12 protein-coding genes and 2 tRNA genes are annotated in these 13,746 nt (G+C 67.7%); 7 read left to right on the top strand and 7 right to left on the bottom strand.

Annotation, left to right across the window (positions count from 1 at the left end; all coding sequences use genetic code 11):
- Positions 1-42 precede the first annotated feature (42 nt).
- The 7 genes from A9K58_RS00900 to pgaD all read left to right on the top strand — a co-directional run bounded on the left by A9K58_RS00900 (position 43) and on the right by pgaD (position 7,744).
- Positions 43-119 (top strand) — tRNA-Pro (locus A9K58_RS00900).
- Positions 120-257: 138 nt separating this feature from the next.
- Positions 258-334: transfer RNA gene (locus A9K58_RS00895), tRNA-Pro, on the top strand.
- A gap of 227 nt (positions 335-561) precedes the next feature.
- Positions 562-1,767 carry a CynX/NimT family MFS transporter gene (locus A9K58_RS00890; protein WP_065197534.1) on the top strand — a complete coding sequence of 402 codons (1,206 nt, stop codon included), beginning with the start codon at positions 562-564 and terminating at the stop codon, positions 1,765-1,767.
- 339 nt (positions 1,768-2,106) lie between these two features.
- The gene (gene pgaA, locus A9K58_RS00885) at positions 2,107-4,134 is read left to right on the top strand and encodes a poly-beta-1,6 N-acetyl-D-glucosamine export porin PgaA (protein ID WP_065197533.1); all 2,028 of its coding nucleotides are present in this window, start codon (positions 2,107-2,109) and stop codon (positions 4,132-4,134) included.
- Between the two features lies 1 nt (position 4,135).
- On the top strand, positions 4,136-6,019 hold the full coding sequence (pgaB, locus tag A9K58_RS00880; RefSeq protein WP_065197532.1) for a poly-beta-1,6-N-acetyl-D-glucosamine N-deacetylase PgaB: 1,884 nt from the start codon (positions 4,136-4,138) through the stop codon (positions 6,017-6,019).
- 7 nt (positions 6,020-6,026) lie between these two features.
- Positions 6,027-7,277, top strand: coding sequence for a poly-beta-1,6-N-acetyl-D-glucosamine synthase (gene pgaC / locus A9K58_RS00875; protein ID WP_065197797.1), 1,251 nt, complete (start codon positions 6,027-6,029; stop codon positions 7,275-7,277).
- Positions 7,274-7,744: a poly-beta-1,6-N-acetyl-D-glucosamine biosynthesis protein PgaD gene (gene pgaD / locus A9K58_RS00870; RefSeq protein WP_065197531.1), complete on the top strand. Its 471-nt coding sequence runs from the start codon at positions 7,274-7,276 to the stop codon at positions 7,742-7,744. The genes pgaC and pgaD overlap by 4 nt, the downstream gene beginning before the upstream one ends.
- Positions 7,745-7,823: 79 nt before the next feature.
- Here pgaD and A9K58_RS00865 read toward each other — a convergent pair whose 3' ends face one another.
- From A9K58_RS00865 to A9K58_RS00835, 7 genes are read right to left on the bottom strand one after another with little or no spacing between them, the layout of a single operon-like run.
- Positions 7,824-9,071 (bottom strand): glutamate-5-semialdehyde dehydrogenase, encoded by a 1,248-nt coding sequence (locus A9K58_RS00865; RefSeq protein ID WP_065197530.1) that lies wholly within the window; start codon positions 9,069-9,071, stop codon positions 7,824-7,826.
- A gap of 20 nt (positions 9,072-9,091) precedes the next feature.
- On the bottom strand, positions 9,092-10,249 hold the full coding sequence (gene proB, locus A9K58_RS00860) for a glutamate 5-kinase (RefSeq protein WP_065197529.1): 1,158 nt from the start codon (positions 10,247-10,249) through the stop codon (positions 9,092-9,094).
- A gap of 11 nt (positions 10,250-10,260) precedes the next feature.
- Positions 10,261-10,521: a YciI family protein gene (locus A9K58_RS00855; protein ID WP_065197528.1), complete on the bottom strand. Its 261-nt coding sequence runs from the start codon at positions 10,519-10,521 to the stop codon at positions 10,261-10,263.
- Positions 10,518-10,877 (bottom strand): cupin domain-containing protein, encoded by a 360-nt coding sequence (locus A9K58_RS00850; RefSeq protein WP_065197527.1) that lies wholly within the window; start codon positions 10,875-10,877, stop codon positions 10,518-10,520. Before A9K58_RS00850 ends, A9K58_RS00855 begins: the two co-directional genes overlap by 4 nt.
- Complete coding sequence (gene argH / locus A9K58_RS00845) at positions 10,877-12,172, bottom strand: argininosuccinate lyase (RefSeq protein ID WP_065197526.1); 1,296 nt, start codon at positions 12,170-12,172, stop codon at positions 10,877-10,879. Before argH ends, A9K58_RS00850 begins: the two co-directional genes overlap by 1 nt.
- A gap of 20 nt (positions 12,173-12,192) precedes the next feature.
- On the bottom strand, positions 12,193-13,146 hold the full coding sequence (gene argC / locus A9K58_RS00840; protein WP_065197525.1) for an N-acetyl-gamma-glutamyl-phosphate reductase: 954 nt from the start codon (positions 13,144-13,146) through the stop codon (positions 12,193-12,195).
- Positions 13,143-13,745 carry a GNAT family N-acetyltransferase gene (locus A9K58_RS00835; protein WP_065197524.1) on the bottom strand — a complete coding sequence of 201 codons (603 nt, stop codon included), beginning with the start codon at positions 13,743-13,745 and terminating at the stop codon, positions 13,143-13,145. The genes argC and A9K58_RS00835 overlap by 4 nt, the downstream gene beginning before the upstream one ends.
- Position 13,746: the final 1 nt, after the last annotated feature.

The raw sequence follows: 13,746 nt of genomic DNA, 5'->3' as shown, positions 1-13,746 counted from the left end.
CTTGCCGCCTTGGCCTTCACACGGTATCTTAGGCGGCTCCTTCGGGGTGTAGCTCAGTCTGGTAGAGCGCTACGTTCGGGACGTAGAGGTCGCAGGTTCGAATCCTGTCTCCCCGACCACTTCGGTGGTCGCATTGAAGCCTGGTGAAGTCGTCCAGGCTTTTTTGTTCCCTGGAGTACCTGCTCCGGCAGTACGCAGTAAACGGCGTTCACCCCTTGCCGCCATCGGGGTGAATCGCTAGAATAGGCGGCTCCCTTCGGGGTGTAGCTCAGTCTGGTAGAGCGCTACGTTCGGGACGTAGAGGTCGCAGGTTCGAATCCTGTCTCCCCGACCACTCCGGTGGTCACCAAGAATGCCTGGAAGACTCCACGGTCCTCCGGGTTTTTTTGTGCCTGCGCCGCGCGCCTGATCGATGCCTGCAGGCGGGCGTTCCTGGCCTTTGCCGATGCGGTTGCGGGCCAGCCACGTACAATGGCCGCCTCTCCCACCTGCCGCATCGGCCTCGCCCGATGCCGGCGCCCGTGCCATCACCTCGGCATGCGGCACCTGCAAGGACCACCGATGAGTTCCTCCCCTTCCGATCCGCCGTCGCTGCTGCGCGGCCGCGTCCTCGCCTTCGCGGCCATCCTGCTGGCAGCGGTCAACCTGCGGACCGCGGTCACGTCCATCACGCCACTGCTGGATGTGCTCGGCCAGCAATTCGGCTTCGGCACCACCATGACCGGTGTGCTGGGCATGCTGCCCACCGCGTCGTTCGCAGTGTTCGGCGTGGCCACCCCGGCCCTGGCGCGGCGCCTCGGCCTGGAACGCACCACCCTGCTGGCGATGGTGATGGCGATGGCCGGCCTGCTGCTGCGCTCCAGCGCCGGCAACGTGGGCACGCTGCTGTTCGGCTCGGTCGTGGCGCTGGCCGGCATGGGCATCGGCAACGTGGTGGTACCACCGCTGGTGAAGCGCTATTTCGCCAACAAGGTCGGCACCATGAGCACGCTGTACATCAGCGTGCTGCAGCTGGGCACGATGCTGCCGGCGCTGCTGGCGGTGCCGGTGGCCAATGCCGCCGGCTGGCGCGTGTCACTGGGCATGTGGGCGCTGCTGGCGCTGGCCGCGGCGTTGCCGTGGCTGCTGCTGGCCACGCGCGCACCCAGGCCGCAGGCCGATGCCGCCGACCCCACCGCGCAGCCACACGGCAAGGTATGGCGCACGTCGTTGGGCTGGAGCATGACGCTGATGTTCGGCATGACCTCGTTGATGACCTATTCGATGTTCACCTGGCTGCCGCGCATCGTGGTCGAGGCCGGTGGCACGCCCGCGTTCGGCGGCGTGATGGTGGCGGTGTTCTCGGCGCTGGGCCTGCTGCCGTCGCTGGTCATTCCGTCGATGGCGGTACGCATGCAGAACCCGTTCCCGCTGGTGCTGATCGGCTATTCGTCGTTCGTGATCGCATTCGCCGGCCTGCTGCTGGCACCGATGAAGGCTCCGCTGCTGTGGGCCTGCCTGCTCGGCGTCGGCCCGTCCACGTTCCCGCTGGCCCTGACCCTGATCAACCTGCGCACCCGCACCCCCACCGGCTCGGCCGCGCTGTCCGGCTTCATGCAGGGCGTGGGCTACACCTTCAGCTGCCTGGGGCCGTTCCTGGTCGGCTGGCTGCACACCGTCAGCGACGGCTGGATGATTCCGTTCAGCTTCCTGTTCAGCTGCGCCACGCTGATGCTGTGCGCATCGTGGGTGGCGTGCAAGCCGCGCAAGCTGGAAGACCTCTGGTAGGCCGGGCGGGACCATCGACCGCCCGGCTACCGCTTGTCAGCCCATGGGGGGATTTTGACGCCGGATTGACAAATCCGGGCGGATAGTGACCAGGAATGCCCATCCTTGCCGCGTGCCGGCATCGGGCATGGGGGCGGCGGCGCCGCCCGAGCCACCACCAGGTGTGCGGGGGACTCTCGTTTTCAGACAAGACATTGCAGTCGCTGTCCGGGTTGTACCCGTCCTGAGGGACGGGAATGCACGAAGGGAGTGACGCAGGACACGGCCACGCCGAAAGCTGGCATGTGATGTGCGTCACATTTCACAGGGTGTCTGGTTCGGAAGCCAAGGGGGTCCTCAATGGTCGTTCACTGTCGGCTGGCGCTCTGCGTCGGCCTCGCCTGCACTCCCCTGGCCTGGGCCAGCAGCGCCGCCGCGCCTGATCGCGACGCGGCCCTGGCCGACATCGGCCGCTATCGCGACCAGGCGCGCTGGCTGGATGCGCTGGGCGCAATCGAGCGTGCCAGCCAACAACAGCCCAACGACGACCTGTTGTTCAAGCTGCGCGTGCTGACCCTGGGTGACATCGGCAACGCCTGGCGCGCCTGGGAGCTGTACCAGCAGCGCCCAGAGCTGTTCGATGAGGCCCAGAGGCAACGCCTGGAAGGCGATTATCTGGCCAAGCTGGTGGCCTGGAGCCTGGCCTACAGCAGCAGCGAAGACAGTCGCCTGCAAGAAGCCGAATCCACCTTGGCCCGCATGCAGCGCTACCTGGGCCGCGAAGGCACGCCCCCCGGCCAGGCCCCCCTGCGAATCCGCATGGACCGGCTGATCCTGCTCAACCGGCTGGGTCGTCACGCGGAGGTACGCGAGGAAGCCCGCGCACTGCAGGCCGAAGGCCACTCCCTTCCCGACTACGTGCTGCCTGCCGTCGGGGACTCATTGATGGGCACCCTGCATCCGGAGGAAGCCATTCCGGTGCTGCAGGCGGCCGTGGCCGGCGACCCCACGCGCGATGCCTCGCGCTCGGAACTGGCCTATGCCTACCTGGAAAGCGAACAGCAGGAAAAGGCCATCGACCTGCTGCAGGCATGGCACGACAAGGAGCCACCATGGCGCTGGAGCAACGGCAAGTCGCCATATGCGAACTGGTCGCGTTACGAAGCCGACCTCAACCTGGCCATGGTGCGCGCCTACAGCGGTGACCTGCCCACCGCACAACGCGACCTGGAGTCGATGGTCGACATTGCGCCGGGCAACGGCGGCCTGCAGAGCGCGTTGGGCAGCGTGTACATGATGCGCGGTTGGCCACGCAGGGCGCTGCAGCGGCAGCAGATGGCGCATGTGCTGGACCCGCGCGACATCGAAGCCAGGCTGGGCATGGAAGAGGCCTATGTCGCGCTGCAGCGCGATGACCTGGCGCGGCCATTGCACGACGATCTGGTTGCACGCTATCCCACCCAGCCTGCCGTCCGCCGCATGGACCAGGCCTGGCGCGCGCATCGCGGGTGGCAGCTGAAGGCATGGACCGACATCGGCCGCAGCTCCGGCGGCGGCGGCATTTCGCCCCTGGGCAACAACGACCGGCGCTACGGCATGGAAGTGCAGACGCCGGTGCTTGACGACCGCTGGCGGCTGTTCGCCCTCGCCGAACGGCGCTCGGTCGACTTCCAGGACCAGCGCATCGACCCGCTGTGGCTGGGCGCCGGCGTGCGCTACCGCTTCGGGCGACTGGACGCGGAAGCGGCGGTACTGCGTGCCAATGACCACATCGGTGATACCGGCCTGCGCGTGGGCGTCGGCTGGCAGTTCAACGACGCGTGGCATGCCGGGCTGGTGGCCGCGCGCAACGACCCGGAAGCCTCGATGCAGGCACGGGCCGCCGGCATCACCGCCGACAGCGTGGGCGCCCAGGTCGCCTACCGGCGCAGCGAACGTACCCACTGGACCTTCGGCGCCAGCCGCTTCCGCTACGAGGATGGCAACCATCGCGAACTGTTCGGCACGGCCCTGGAACAGCGCCTGCTGACCCGCCCGCGCTGGCTGATCGATGGGTTGGCCAGCGCCTACGCCAGCCGCGGCAGCCGTGACGATGCGCCTTACTTCAATCCGGCGCGCGACCGCATGGTCGAGATCGGCCTGCGTATCGACCAGCAGCTGTGGCGGCACTACGAGCGGCATTTCCGGCACCGGCTGACCGTCTCGCTGGGCGACTACTGGCAGGACGGCCATGGCAGCGCGCTGGTGCCTTCGGTGTCCTACCTGCACGAGTGGCAGTTCGGCCCGGGCCGCGTGTTCGAGTACGGCGTGCGCTGGTCGCGGCCCGTCTACGACGGCCACCGCGAGCGCCATATCGGCTTCGAAGCCGCACTGCGCTGGGGAGACTGACATGGCCCGCATCCTGCAACTGATCGTGTTCCTGCTGCTGGCCGGCGCGGCACCGGCCACCGCGCAGCAGGCCGTCCAGCTCGACGCAATCGACAATGGCCTGCTGATCCTCAGCTACCACGATATCCGCGACCAGGTAGCCGCCAAGGGCGACGCCGATACCTATGCGGTGAGCACGCAGAACTTCGCCGCGCACCTGGACTGGCTGGGCGCGCACGGGTATCACCCGGTGTCGCTGTCGCAGGTGATCGACGCCTCGAAGGGCCGCGCCGTGCTGCCCCCGAAGCCGGTGCTGCTGACCTTCGACGACGGCCTGCGCAGCGTCTACGACAAGGCCTTCCCGCTGCTGCAGGCGTATCGCTATCCGGCCCTGGTAGCGGTGATCACCGACTATGTGGACATGCCCGCCGGGCGCACCATCGACTACGGCTACCGCCCGTTCGGCCACGACGACTTCCTGACCTGGGCGCAGCTCAAGCAGATGCACGACAGCGGCCTGATCGAGGTGGCCAGCCATACCGACAACCTGCATCACGGCGTACTTGCCAATCCGCAAGGCAATTCCACGCCCGCCGTGGTGACCCGCATCTACAATCCGGCCACGCGCAGCTATGAAACCGAAGCCGAGTACGGGCAGCGGCTGCGCGCCGATCTCCAGCGCAGCGTCGAGCGCATCCAGATGCATCTTGGCGTGCGCCCGCGTGCCATCGTCTGGCCCTATGCCGCCTACAACCAGCTGAGCAACGATATCGCCGAGCAGCTGGGCATGGCGGTTTCGTTCGACCTGGAAGGCCGCAGCACGCCGGTGGCCAGCGACCTGCACGGACTGGCGCGTTTCCTCGTCAGCGACAACCCGACCGTGGAAGGACTGGCCTACGAGTTGCGCCGGGACATCGCGCTCGACGGCATCCGCGCCCTGCAGATCGACCTGGATGCTGTCTACGACGCGGACCCGGCCCAGCAGGCACGCAACCTTGATGCCCTGATCGAGCGGGTCAAGCGCATCGCCCCGACCCATGTCTACCTGCAGGCGTTCGCCGACCCGGACGGCAACAACACCGCCGATGCGCTGTACTTCCCCAACCGGCACATGCCGATGCGCGCGGACCTGTTCAGCCGCGTCGCCTGGCAGCTGAAATCCCGCGCAGGGGTGAAGGTCTACGCATGGTTGCCGGTGCTCGGCTTCGAGCTGCCCGACCCCGCGAGGCGCACGGCACTGGCGATCCACAACGGCGAGGCGGACGGCATGTACCGGCTGGACTTCACCCGGCCGGAGGCCCGCCGGATCATGCTCGACATCTACGAGGACCTGGCGGTCAACTCCTACTTCGAGGGCCTGCTGTTCCATGACGACGGCTACCTGCGCGACAGCGAGCTGCCGGCGCTGGCCGCCGGAGGCGGCGACGCGCGTACGCGGGCGCTGATCGATTTCACCCTGGCGCTGCGCGACAGCGCGCAACGGTGGCGGCCGAAGCTGGCCACGGTGCGCAACCTGTATGCCGAGCCGGTACTGAACCCGCAGAGCGAAGCCTGGTTCGCGCAGCGCCTGGACCTGTTCAACAAGGCCTACGACCAGACTGCGCTGATGGCGATGCCCTGGATGGAAGGGAGCAAGCACCCCGAGCGCTGGCTCGATCAGCTGCTGGCCGCGGTACGAACGCATGACCCGCAGCTGCAACACACGCTGTTCGAGCTGCAGACCGTGGACTGGCGCAGCGGCCAGCCGATACCCGCCACGCGCCTGCGCGCGCAGATCCGCCAGCTGCAGGCGCAGGGAGTGCACCATTTCGCCTGGTACCCGGATGATTTCATCGCCGACCAGCCCTCCACCCACGATGCCCGTGCGGCGATGTCCGCCGGCAACTTCCCGTACCCGGAGAAGTGACGTGGACATGCATCCGCTCCTGCAGATCCTGTTCCAGTTCGCCTTCTATTACCCGATGGTCATGGCGTTCTTCTGGATGTCCGGCGGCCTGTACTACTACTTCCGCCGCGAACGATATTCGCGCCCGCGCAACGATCCACCGCTGATGGTCGAGCCTCCCTTCGCGAGCCTGCTGATTCCCTGCCACAACGAATCGGAGAACCTGGACGACACGCTCGGCTCTGCGCTGGCGCAGCGCTATCCGGCCGACTACGAAGTGATCGCCATCGACGACGGCAGCAGCGACGATACCGGCGCCCGCCTGGATGCACTGGCCGCGAAGCATCCGCGGCTGCGGGTGCTGCACCTGGACCGCAACCTGGGCAAGGCCAACGCCCTGCGCATGGGTGCGCTGGCGGCGCGTTCGGAGTACCTGGTGTGCATCGACGGCGACGCGATGCTGGAGGAGCACGCGCTGCACTGGATGGTCTGGCACCTGGTCAGTGGCAACCGGGTCGGCGCGGTCACCGGCAATCCGCGCATCCGCAACCGCTCCACCCTGCTCGGCCGCCTGCAGGTCGCTGAGTTCTCCTCGATCATCGGCATGATCAAGCGCGCGCAGCGCGTGTACGGGCGCATCTTCACCATTTCCGGAGTGATTGCCGGCTTCCGGCGTACCGCCCTGCACCAGGTGGGCTGGTGGTCGGATGACATGGTCACCGAGGACATCGACATCAGCTGGCGCCTGCAGCGCGCGCACTGGGATATCCGCTACGAGCCCAACGCCCTGTGCTTCATCCTGATGCCGGAAACCCTGAAAGGCCTGTGGCGGCAGCGGCTGCGCTGGGCGCAGGGTGGCGTTGAAGTGATGCTGCGCCATGCGCGCTCGCTGCTGCACTGGAAGGAGCGGCGCATGTGGGGCGTGTTGCTGGAATACGTGCTGAGCGTGATCTGGGCCTACACCATGCTGTTCATCGTGGTGCTCTGGGCACTGGGCAAGTTCATCGACCTGCCCCCGCAACTCTACATCGCCAGCCTGCTTCCGCAGTGGCACGGCGTGATCCTGGCGCTGGTCTGCCTGCTGCAGTTCGCCAGCAGCCTGATCATCGACCGAAGGTACGAAACACAGATTGGACGCAACTACTTCTGGGTCATCTGGTATCCGATGGCGTACTGGCTGATCAGCCTTTCCACCACCCTGGTGGCGTTGCCGAAGACACTGCTGCGCCGTCGCAGCAGGCGCGCCACCTGGACCAGTCCCGACCGGGGAATCCGATGAACGCACAACGCCCGTCCAACCGCTTCGACTCGCGGATGATCCGCAAGCCGCATCGCCAGCCACGCTTCCAGCGTACCGCCTGGGGCTTCGTGACGATCGCATTCTGGGGGTTCTACTTCTACCTGTGGGCGCCGCTGGTCACGCTGTTTTCATGGCTTGTCGGCGGGCAGCTGGCCTGGCAGCAGCTGTATGAACGCCAGAACCAGTTCGACCCGTATGTGCTGGTGGCCCTGCCGCTGATGCTGCTGTGCGCGTCGCTGCTGCTGATCACCTGGGCCGAATACAATCGCGCGCGCTTCCGCGGCCAGGATCGTCGCCTGCCACAGCCACTCGCCACCCTCAACGAGGTAGCGGCCGATCTGGGCGCCAGCACCGGCCTGGCCGAACGGTTGGTGGGCTGCAAGGCCGCAACCCTGCACATGGATGATCACGCGCGCCCGGTGGGCATCCGCCGCGAGGTGGTGTGAATCCGGGTTTCGCCGGGCATCACCCGGCGCTGCCCGACGGGGGGCGGTAGCACCGGGCCATGCCCGGTGGCCTTGCTGTTCAGCTGCGGGTCTGCCCTTCGCCGCGCACCACGAAGCGTTCGACCGTGAGTGCCTCCAGTCCCATCGGGCCATAGGCATGCAGGCGCGTGGTGGAGATGCCGATCTCGCTGCCCAGCCCGAGCTGGCCGCCATCGGAAAAGCGCGACGAGGCATTGACCATCACCACCGCCGAACGCAGTGCATTGACGAAGCGCTCGGCATGGCCGGGATCCTCGGTGGCAATCACCTCGGTGTGGTCGGAGGTGTAGGTCCGGATATGCGCGATGGCGGCGTCGAGGTCATCGACCACGCGTACCGCCAGCACCAGGTCGAGGAACTCGGCGGCATAGTCATCCACGGTGGCCCTGGTGCTGCCCGGCAACAACGGCTGCGCACGCTCGTCGGCGCGCAGCTGCACGCCACGTTCGCCCAGTGCCTGCGCCACCCGCGGCAGGAACGTTCCGGCCACATCACGATGCACCAGCAGGGTCTCCAGCGAATTGCAGGCCGCCGGGCGGCTGCACTTGCCGTCCACCAGCAGGTCGATGGCCTTGCCGGGATCGGCACTCGCATCCACGAACAGATGGCAGACGCCCTTGTAGTGCTTGATCACCGGCACCCGTGCATGTTCGGCGACGAAGCGGATGAGGCCTTCGCCTCCACGCGGGATCGCCAGGTCGATCAGCTCGTGCAGCTGCAGCAGCTCCAGCATCGCTTCACGGCGCAGGTCGGTCAGCACGGTCACCGCGGCCGGTGGCACGCCGTTGGCCTGCAGGGCGCCGGCCAGCGCCTGGGCAATGGCGGTGTTGGAATGGATCGCTTCGGAACCGCCACGCAGGGTCACGCCATTACCGGCTTTCAGGCACAGCGCGGCGGCTTCGGCGGTCACGTTCGGCCGCGCCTCGTAGATCATCGCGATCACGCCCAGCGGCACGCGCACCTTCTGCACGCGGATGCCGTTCGGGCGCATGTCGTCGCGGGTCACCTGGCCGACCGGATCGGGCAACGCGGCCACCTCGCGCACGGCCTCGGCCATCGCGAACAGACGCGCCGGATCCAGTGCGAGGCGATCGAGCATCGCACTGCCAACGCCCTTGTCGCGCGCGGCGGCGAGGTCACGCGCATTGCCGGCCAGGATCCGCCCCGCGTTCACTTCCAACGCCTGGGCCATCGCCAGCAGCAGCGTACGGCGCGCCTCGCTGCCAAGGCCGGCAACGATCTGGGCCGCGTCACGGCAGGCGCGCGCCTGCGTTTCGATGTCGCTCATGAGGGTGTCCTTCAAACGGATCAGGGCAGCACCAGGTCGTCACGATGGACGACACTGCCACCATAGTTGTAGCCGAGCACGGCCTGGATGTCGCGCGAATGACGGCCGGCAATGCGTCGTACGTCGTCGGCCGCGTACTGGCTTACACCTCGGGCAACGCAGACACGGCCCTGCGGCGCATTCCAGCACACCTGCACCATGTCACCACGGCGGAACCCGCCCTCCGCGCCGGTGATGCCACCGGGCAGCAGCGAGGCCCCCTTCTCGCGCATCGCCTGCGCGGCACCTGCATCGATCAGGATCGCGCCCTCGGCCAGCGGTGCGTGCCGCAGCCAGTGCTTGCGGGCCGCCTCGCGGCTGCGCGCGGCGCGGATACGGGTCCCGAACAGGCGGTCCTGCGCCAGCGCGCGCACGACTTCGCCGCTGCGGCCATTGAACAGGTAAGTCTCCATGCCGAGGCGACCGGCCTTGGCTGCCGCCTCCAGCTTGGTTCGCATGCCGCCGGTGCCGGCGCGCGAGCCGGCGCCACCGGCCATCGCCAGCACCTGCTCGTTCAGTTCCGGCACGTCGTGCAGCGGCCGCGCATCGGCCACTGTCCGCGGGTCGGCACTGAACAACCCGTCGATATCGGTGGCGATGAACAGCGCATCGGCATCGACCAGTGCCGCCACCGTCGCGGCCAGATTGTCGTTGTCTCCAAGCTTGAGCTCGTCCACCGACACGGTGTCGTTCTCGTTGACCACCGGCAGCGCGCCCAGGCGCAGTAGTTCAGTCAGCGTGGCGCGCGCATTGAGGTAGCGCCGGCGGTTGCGCAGATCGTCGTGGGTCAGCAGCACCTGCGCCACCGGGCGCTCGAAGAAGCGCTGCCAGAGACCGATCAGCTGGGCCTGGCCGAGCGCTGCCAGGGCCTGCCGGGCGGCCATTGCCGCACCGGGTTCATCGGCCCGCGGCAGGATCGCGCGCCCGGCAGCGACCGCACCCGACGAAACGATCACTACCTCGCGCCCGGCCAGCACGTTGGCCGAAACGAACTGCGCCAGGCCGAGCGCGTGGCGCGGCGACAGGCCGCCGCCATCGGCCGCGAGCAGGCTGCTGCCGACCTTCAGCACCGCACGCCGCCACGGCGGCAGCGCCTGTTCGGGGAACGGCGAGGCGACGTGGGGAGCATGCAGGGTCATCGATCAGGGCCTCAGCGGGTGTTCCATTCGTGCACGGTCAGGTCGGAGGCCTGCATCGTCACCAGCGGGTCGGTGGCGACGATGGCCTGCGCCTGCGCCAGGCTTTCCACGTTGCACAGCACGTAGGCGCCGCCGCTGCCATCGGCGAAACCGCCGGTCAGCTGCAGCCGGCCCTGCTCACGCAGAGCATCGAGGAAGTCGCGGTGCGGTTGCACGGCTGCGGCATTGAAATCCGGTCGGCGCATGGCCAGGACCAGGTACACGGTGCTCATTGCGGATTCTCCAGCGGAACGGGTTCACGGTCACCGTGACTGTGCGGTGCTGAAACCACCAGGAAATGGACGTCAGCCGCCGAAGTGTTGCGCATCTGGTGCGCGGCGCCCGGTGGCACATGCAGCCCGTCGCCGCTGCGCAGCACGTGCGCGGTGCCATCCAGTTCCAGCACGGCCTCGCCTTCCAGCACGCGGAAGAACTGCCGCGAACGCAGGTGGCGATGGCGGGCCTCGGCGGTACCCGGTGGCATCCTCTCTTCGATCACGCTCAGGTCCGGCACATCCAGCAGGTGCCAGCCGTCGCAACGCCCCCCCCAGGTGTAGTGCCGGGCCGTGGAGGTGCTGACCGCGCTCATCAGGACAGCGCCTGCCAGCGTGTGCGCAGCTCGTCCAGGCGCAGATCGGCAGCCGAACCCGGCGACACGCGCGCGGCCAGGCTTCCTTCCGGGGTACGTCCCTGCCCTGCGCTGTCTGCGCCCGCCGCGGCCGCCTTGTAGGCCTCGCGGAACGGTACACCCGCAACCGCGGCCTCCACCGCGAGGTCGGTGGCATACATGCCCGAGTCGATCGCTGCGCGCAGCCTGTCATCACGCCATTCCAGGTTGCCCAGCAATGCCGGCAGCAGTTCCAGCGCGGCCAGGCCGCGCCCGAAGCCATGGAAGATGGCCCCCTTGGACGACTGCAGGTCGCGGTGGTAGCCCGACGGCAACGACAGCAGCTGCTCGATCTCGGTGCGTGCGGCCGCAACGCTGGCATGCGTTGCACGCATCAGTTCGATCACGTCCGGATTGCGCTTGTTGGGCATGATCGAACTACCGGTGGTGTACTGCGCCGGCAAGGCCACGAAGCCGAACTCGGCACTGGTGAACAGGGACAGGTCCCAGGCGATGCGGCGCAGGTCCAACGTGGCGCCACCGAGCGCTTCCAGCGCTGCCAGCTCGAACTTGCCGCGCGACAGCTGCGCGTAGATCGGCGAGACCTGCATGCGTGCGAAGCCGAGCGCCGCCGTGGTGTGCTCGCGGTCCAGCGGCAGGTTGACGCCGTAGCCGGCGGCAGTGCCGAGCGGGTTGGCGTCGATCAGCGCGTGGGTGTCGCGCGCGCGGGTGGCGTTGTCGATGAAGGCCTCGGCCCAGCCGGCCCACCACATGCCCGCCGAGGACACCACGGCACGCTGGATGTGGGTGTAACCGGGAATCGGCAGATCCTTCTCGGCCTGCGCCCGGTCCAGCGCAACCTTGGCCACTTCGGCGCTGAGCTGGGCGACGCGCTGCAGCTTCTCTTTCAACCACAGGCGCGTGGCGACCAGGATCTGGTCGTTGCGGCTGCGACCGGTGTGGATCTTGCGACCGGCATCGCCCAGGCGTTCGGTCAGGCGCGCCTCGATCGCCGAGTGGCCATCTTCGTACTGCGTATCCAGCACGAAGCGGCCTTGGCGGAAGTCCTGCGCCAGTATGTCGAGCTCGCGCAGCAGGCCCGCCAGTTCGTCGGCGCTGAGGATGCCGATGTGCTGCAGGCCCTGCGCATGCGCGGCACTGGCGGCGATGTCATGCAGGAAGAACTCACGGTCGAGGATCACGTCGTCGCCGGCGAGGAAAGTCTGGATCTGGGCGTCGACAGCGACGCCGGGCTTTTGCCAAAGAAGGTCTGCCATGGGGGCTCCGGGATGCGGGTTCAGTGCGGGATCGACGTCAGTTCGTCGATGCCCAGCGCGAGGTTGAGGTTCTGCATGGCCTGGGTGGCCGCGCCCTTCAGCAGGTTGTCCAGGGTAGCAACCACGACCACCCGCTTGCCGCCCGGGGCCAGCGTGAACCCACCGACCTGGGCACCGTGGCGGCCAGCGATTCGGCTGACCCAGGGGGCTTCATCCACCACTTCGATCAGTGGCTCGCCGGCATAGGCCTGCTGGAAGCGCTCGACGATCTGATCGCGGGTCTGCACGCGGTTCAGCCACAGGTTGGCAGTAAGGGTGATGCCACGGAAATGCGGTGCGACGTGCGGCATGAACTCCACAGCCACGCCCAGCTGCACCGACACCTCGCGCTCGTGCACATGGTTGGTCAGCGCATACGGCATCAGGTTGTCGGCCAGCAGTGCCACGTTGTTCTTGTCCGACGGCGTGGTGCCCGCACCGGAGTAGCCGGACACACCGAAGCACTGCGGCGGGCCGGCCAGCAGGTCCAGCAGCGGATGGATCGCCAGCTGCATGGCCGTGGCATAGCAGCCCGGATTGCTGATGTGCTTCTGGCCGTTGTAGCGGCCGCGGGTGAGCTCCGGCAGGCCGTAGTACCAGCTGTTGTCGAATCGGTGGTCGGCCGACAGGTCGACGATGACGGTCTCCGGCTTCGCTGCGTCCAGCGCGGCCACGAACGGTGCGGCCAGGCCGTTGGGCAGGGCCAGGATCACCGCATCCACGCCCTTGGCGGCCACTGCATCGGCGTCCAGGTTCTCGTAGCGCAGCTCGCCGGGGAACTCCGGATGGTGGTCGGACAGGCGCTGCCCGGCACGCTCGCGCGAGGATACGAAAGCCAGCTTCAGGCGCGGATGGGCGGCCACCAGCTTGATCAGCTCGGCGCCGGTATGGCCGCGGGCACCGACAATGCCCAGGGTAAAGGTCGGATCGTTCATGCGTGACTGTCCAGGCGGTGCTGCAGGTGGCGCTTCACGCCCTGCCATTCCGCATCGATGATGGAGAAGATGACGGTGTCGCGCGGCGTGCCGTCGGCGTGCCGCTTGTGGTTGCGCAGCACGCCATCCTGCTTGGCGCCGAGGCGGGCGATGGCACTGCGCGAGGCGAAATTGAACCAGCTGGTTTCCAGCACCACGCTGATGCAGCCCATGGTTTCGAAGGCATGCTGCAGCAGCAACAGCTTGGCTTCGGTGTTGGCCCCCGTACGCAGCACGCGCGGGATGTACCAGGTATAGCCGAGGCTGAGCTTCGGCACGCTGGCGTCCATGTCGTAGAAGCGCGTGCTGCCGATGACACCACCGTTCGCATCAAGGATCACGAACGGCAGCGCCTTGCCCTCGCCCTGCGCCTGCAGCGCTGCCTGCACATACTGTTCGACCTGCTGCGGCGACGGCACCTGGGTATACCAGAGCTGGTCCAGGCCACTGCCGTCCACCGCAGCACGCAGGCCCGGCACGTGTTCGCGCTGCAGCGGCTGCAGCGTCACGTGACGGCCGCACAGGCGGGGAACCATGGTCCAGGCGTCGATGGCGTTCATC

This window comes from Stenotrophomonas maltophilia, from assembly GCF_001676385.1.
GTDB lineage: Bacteria > Pseudomonadota > Gammaproteobacteria > Xanthomonadales > Xanthomonadaceae > Stenotrophomonas > Stenotrophomonas maltophilia_J.
The sequence above is the reverse complement of the archived record's forward strand: the minus strand, read 5'-3'. Positions and strand labels throughout refer to the sequence as shown.

Excerpts from the sequence above, each read along its gene's own strand:
- A9K58_RS00890 (WP_065197534.1), top strand. The coding sequence starts at position 562 with ATGAGTTCCTCCCCTTCCGATCCGCCGTCGCTGCTGCGCGGCCGCGTC.
- pgaA (WP_065197533.1), top strand. The coding sequence starts at position 2,107 with ATGGTCGTTCACTGTCGGCTGGCGCTCTGCGTCGGCCTCGCCTGCACT.
- pgaB (WP_065197532.1), top strand. The coding sequence starts at position 4,136 with ATGGCCCGCATCCTGCAACTGATCGTGTTCCTGCTGCTGGCCGGCGCG.
- pgaC (WP_065197797.1), top strand. The coding sequence starts at position 6,027 with ATGCATCCGCTCCTGCAGATCCTGTTCCAGTTCGCCTTCTATTACCCG.
- pgaD (WP_065197531.1), top strand. The coding sequence starts at position 7,274 with ATGAACGCACAACGCCCGTCCAACCGCTTCGACTCGCGGATGATCCGC.
- A9K58_RS00865 (WP_065197530.1), bottom strand. The coding sequence starts at position 9,071 with ATGAGCGACATCGAAACGCAGGCGCGCGCCTGCCGTGACGCGGCCCAG.
- proB (WP_065197529.1), bottom strand. The coding sequence starts at position 10,249 with ATGACCCTGCATGCTCCCCACGTCGCCTCGCCGTTCCCCGAACAGGCG.
- A9K58_RS00855 (WP_065197528.1), bottom strand. The coding sequence starts at position 10,521 with ATGAGCACCGTGTACCTGGTCCTGGCCATGCGCCGACCGGATTTCAAT.
- A9K58_RS00850 (WP_065197527.1), bottom strand. The coding sequence starts at position 10,877 with ATGAGCGCGGTCAGCACCTCCACGGCCCGGCACTACACCTGGGGGGGG.
- argH (WP_065197526.1), bottom strand. The coding sequence starts at position 12,172 with ATGGCAGACCTTCTTTGGCAAAAGCCCGGCGTCGCTGTCGACGCCCAG.
- argC (WP_065197525.1), bottom strand. The coding sequence starts at position 13,146 with ATGAACGATCCGACCTTTACCCTGGGCATTGTCGGTGCCCGCGGCCAT.
- A9K58_RS00835 (WP_065197524.1), bottom strand. The coding sequence starts at position 13,745 with ATGAACGCCATCGACGCCTGGACCATGGTTCCCCGCCTGTGCGGCCGT.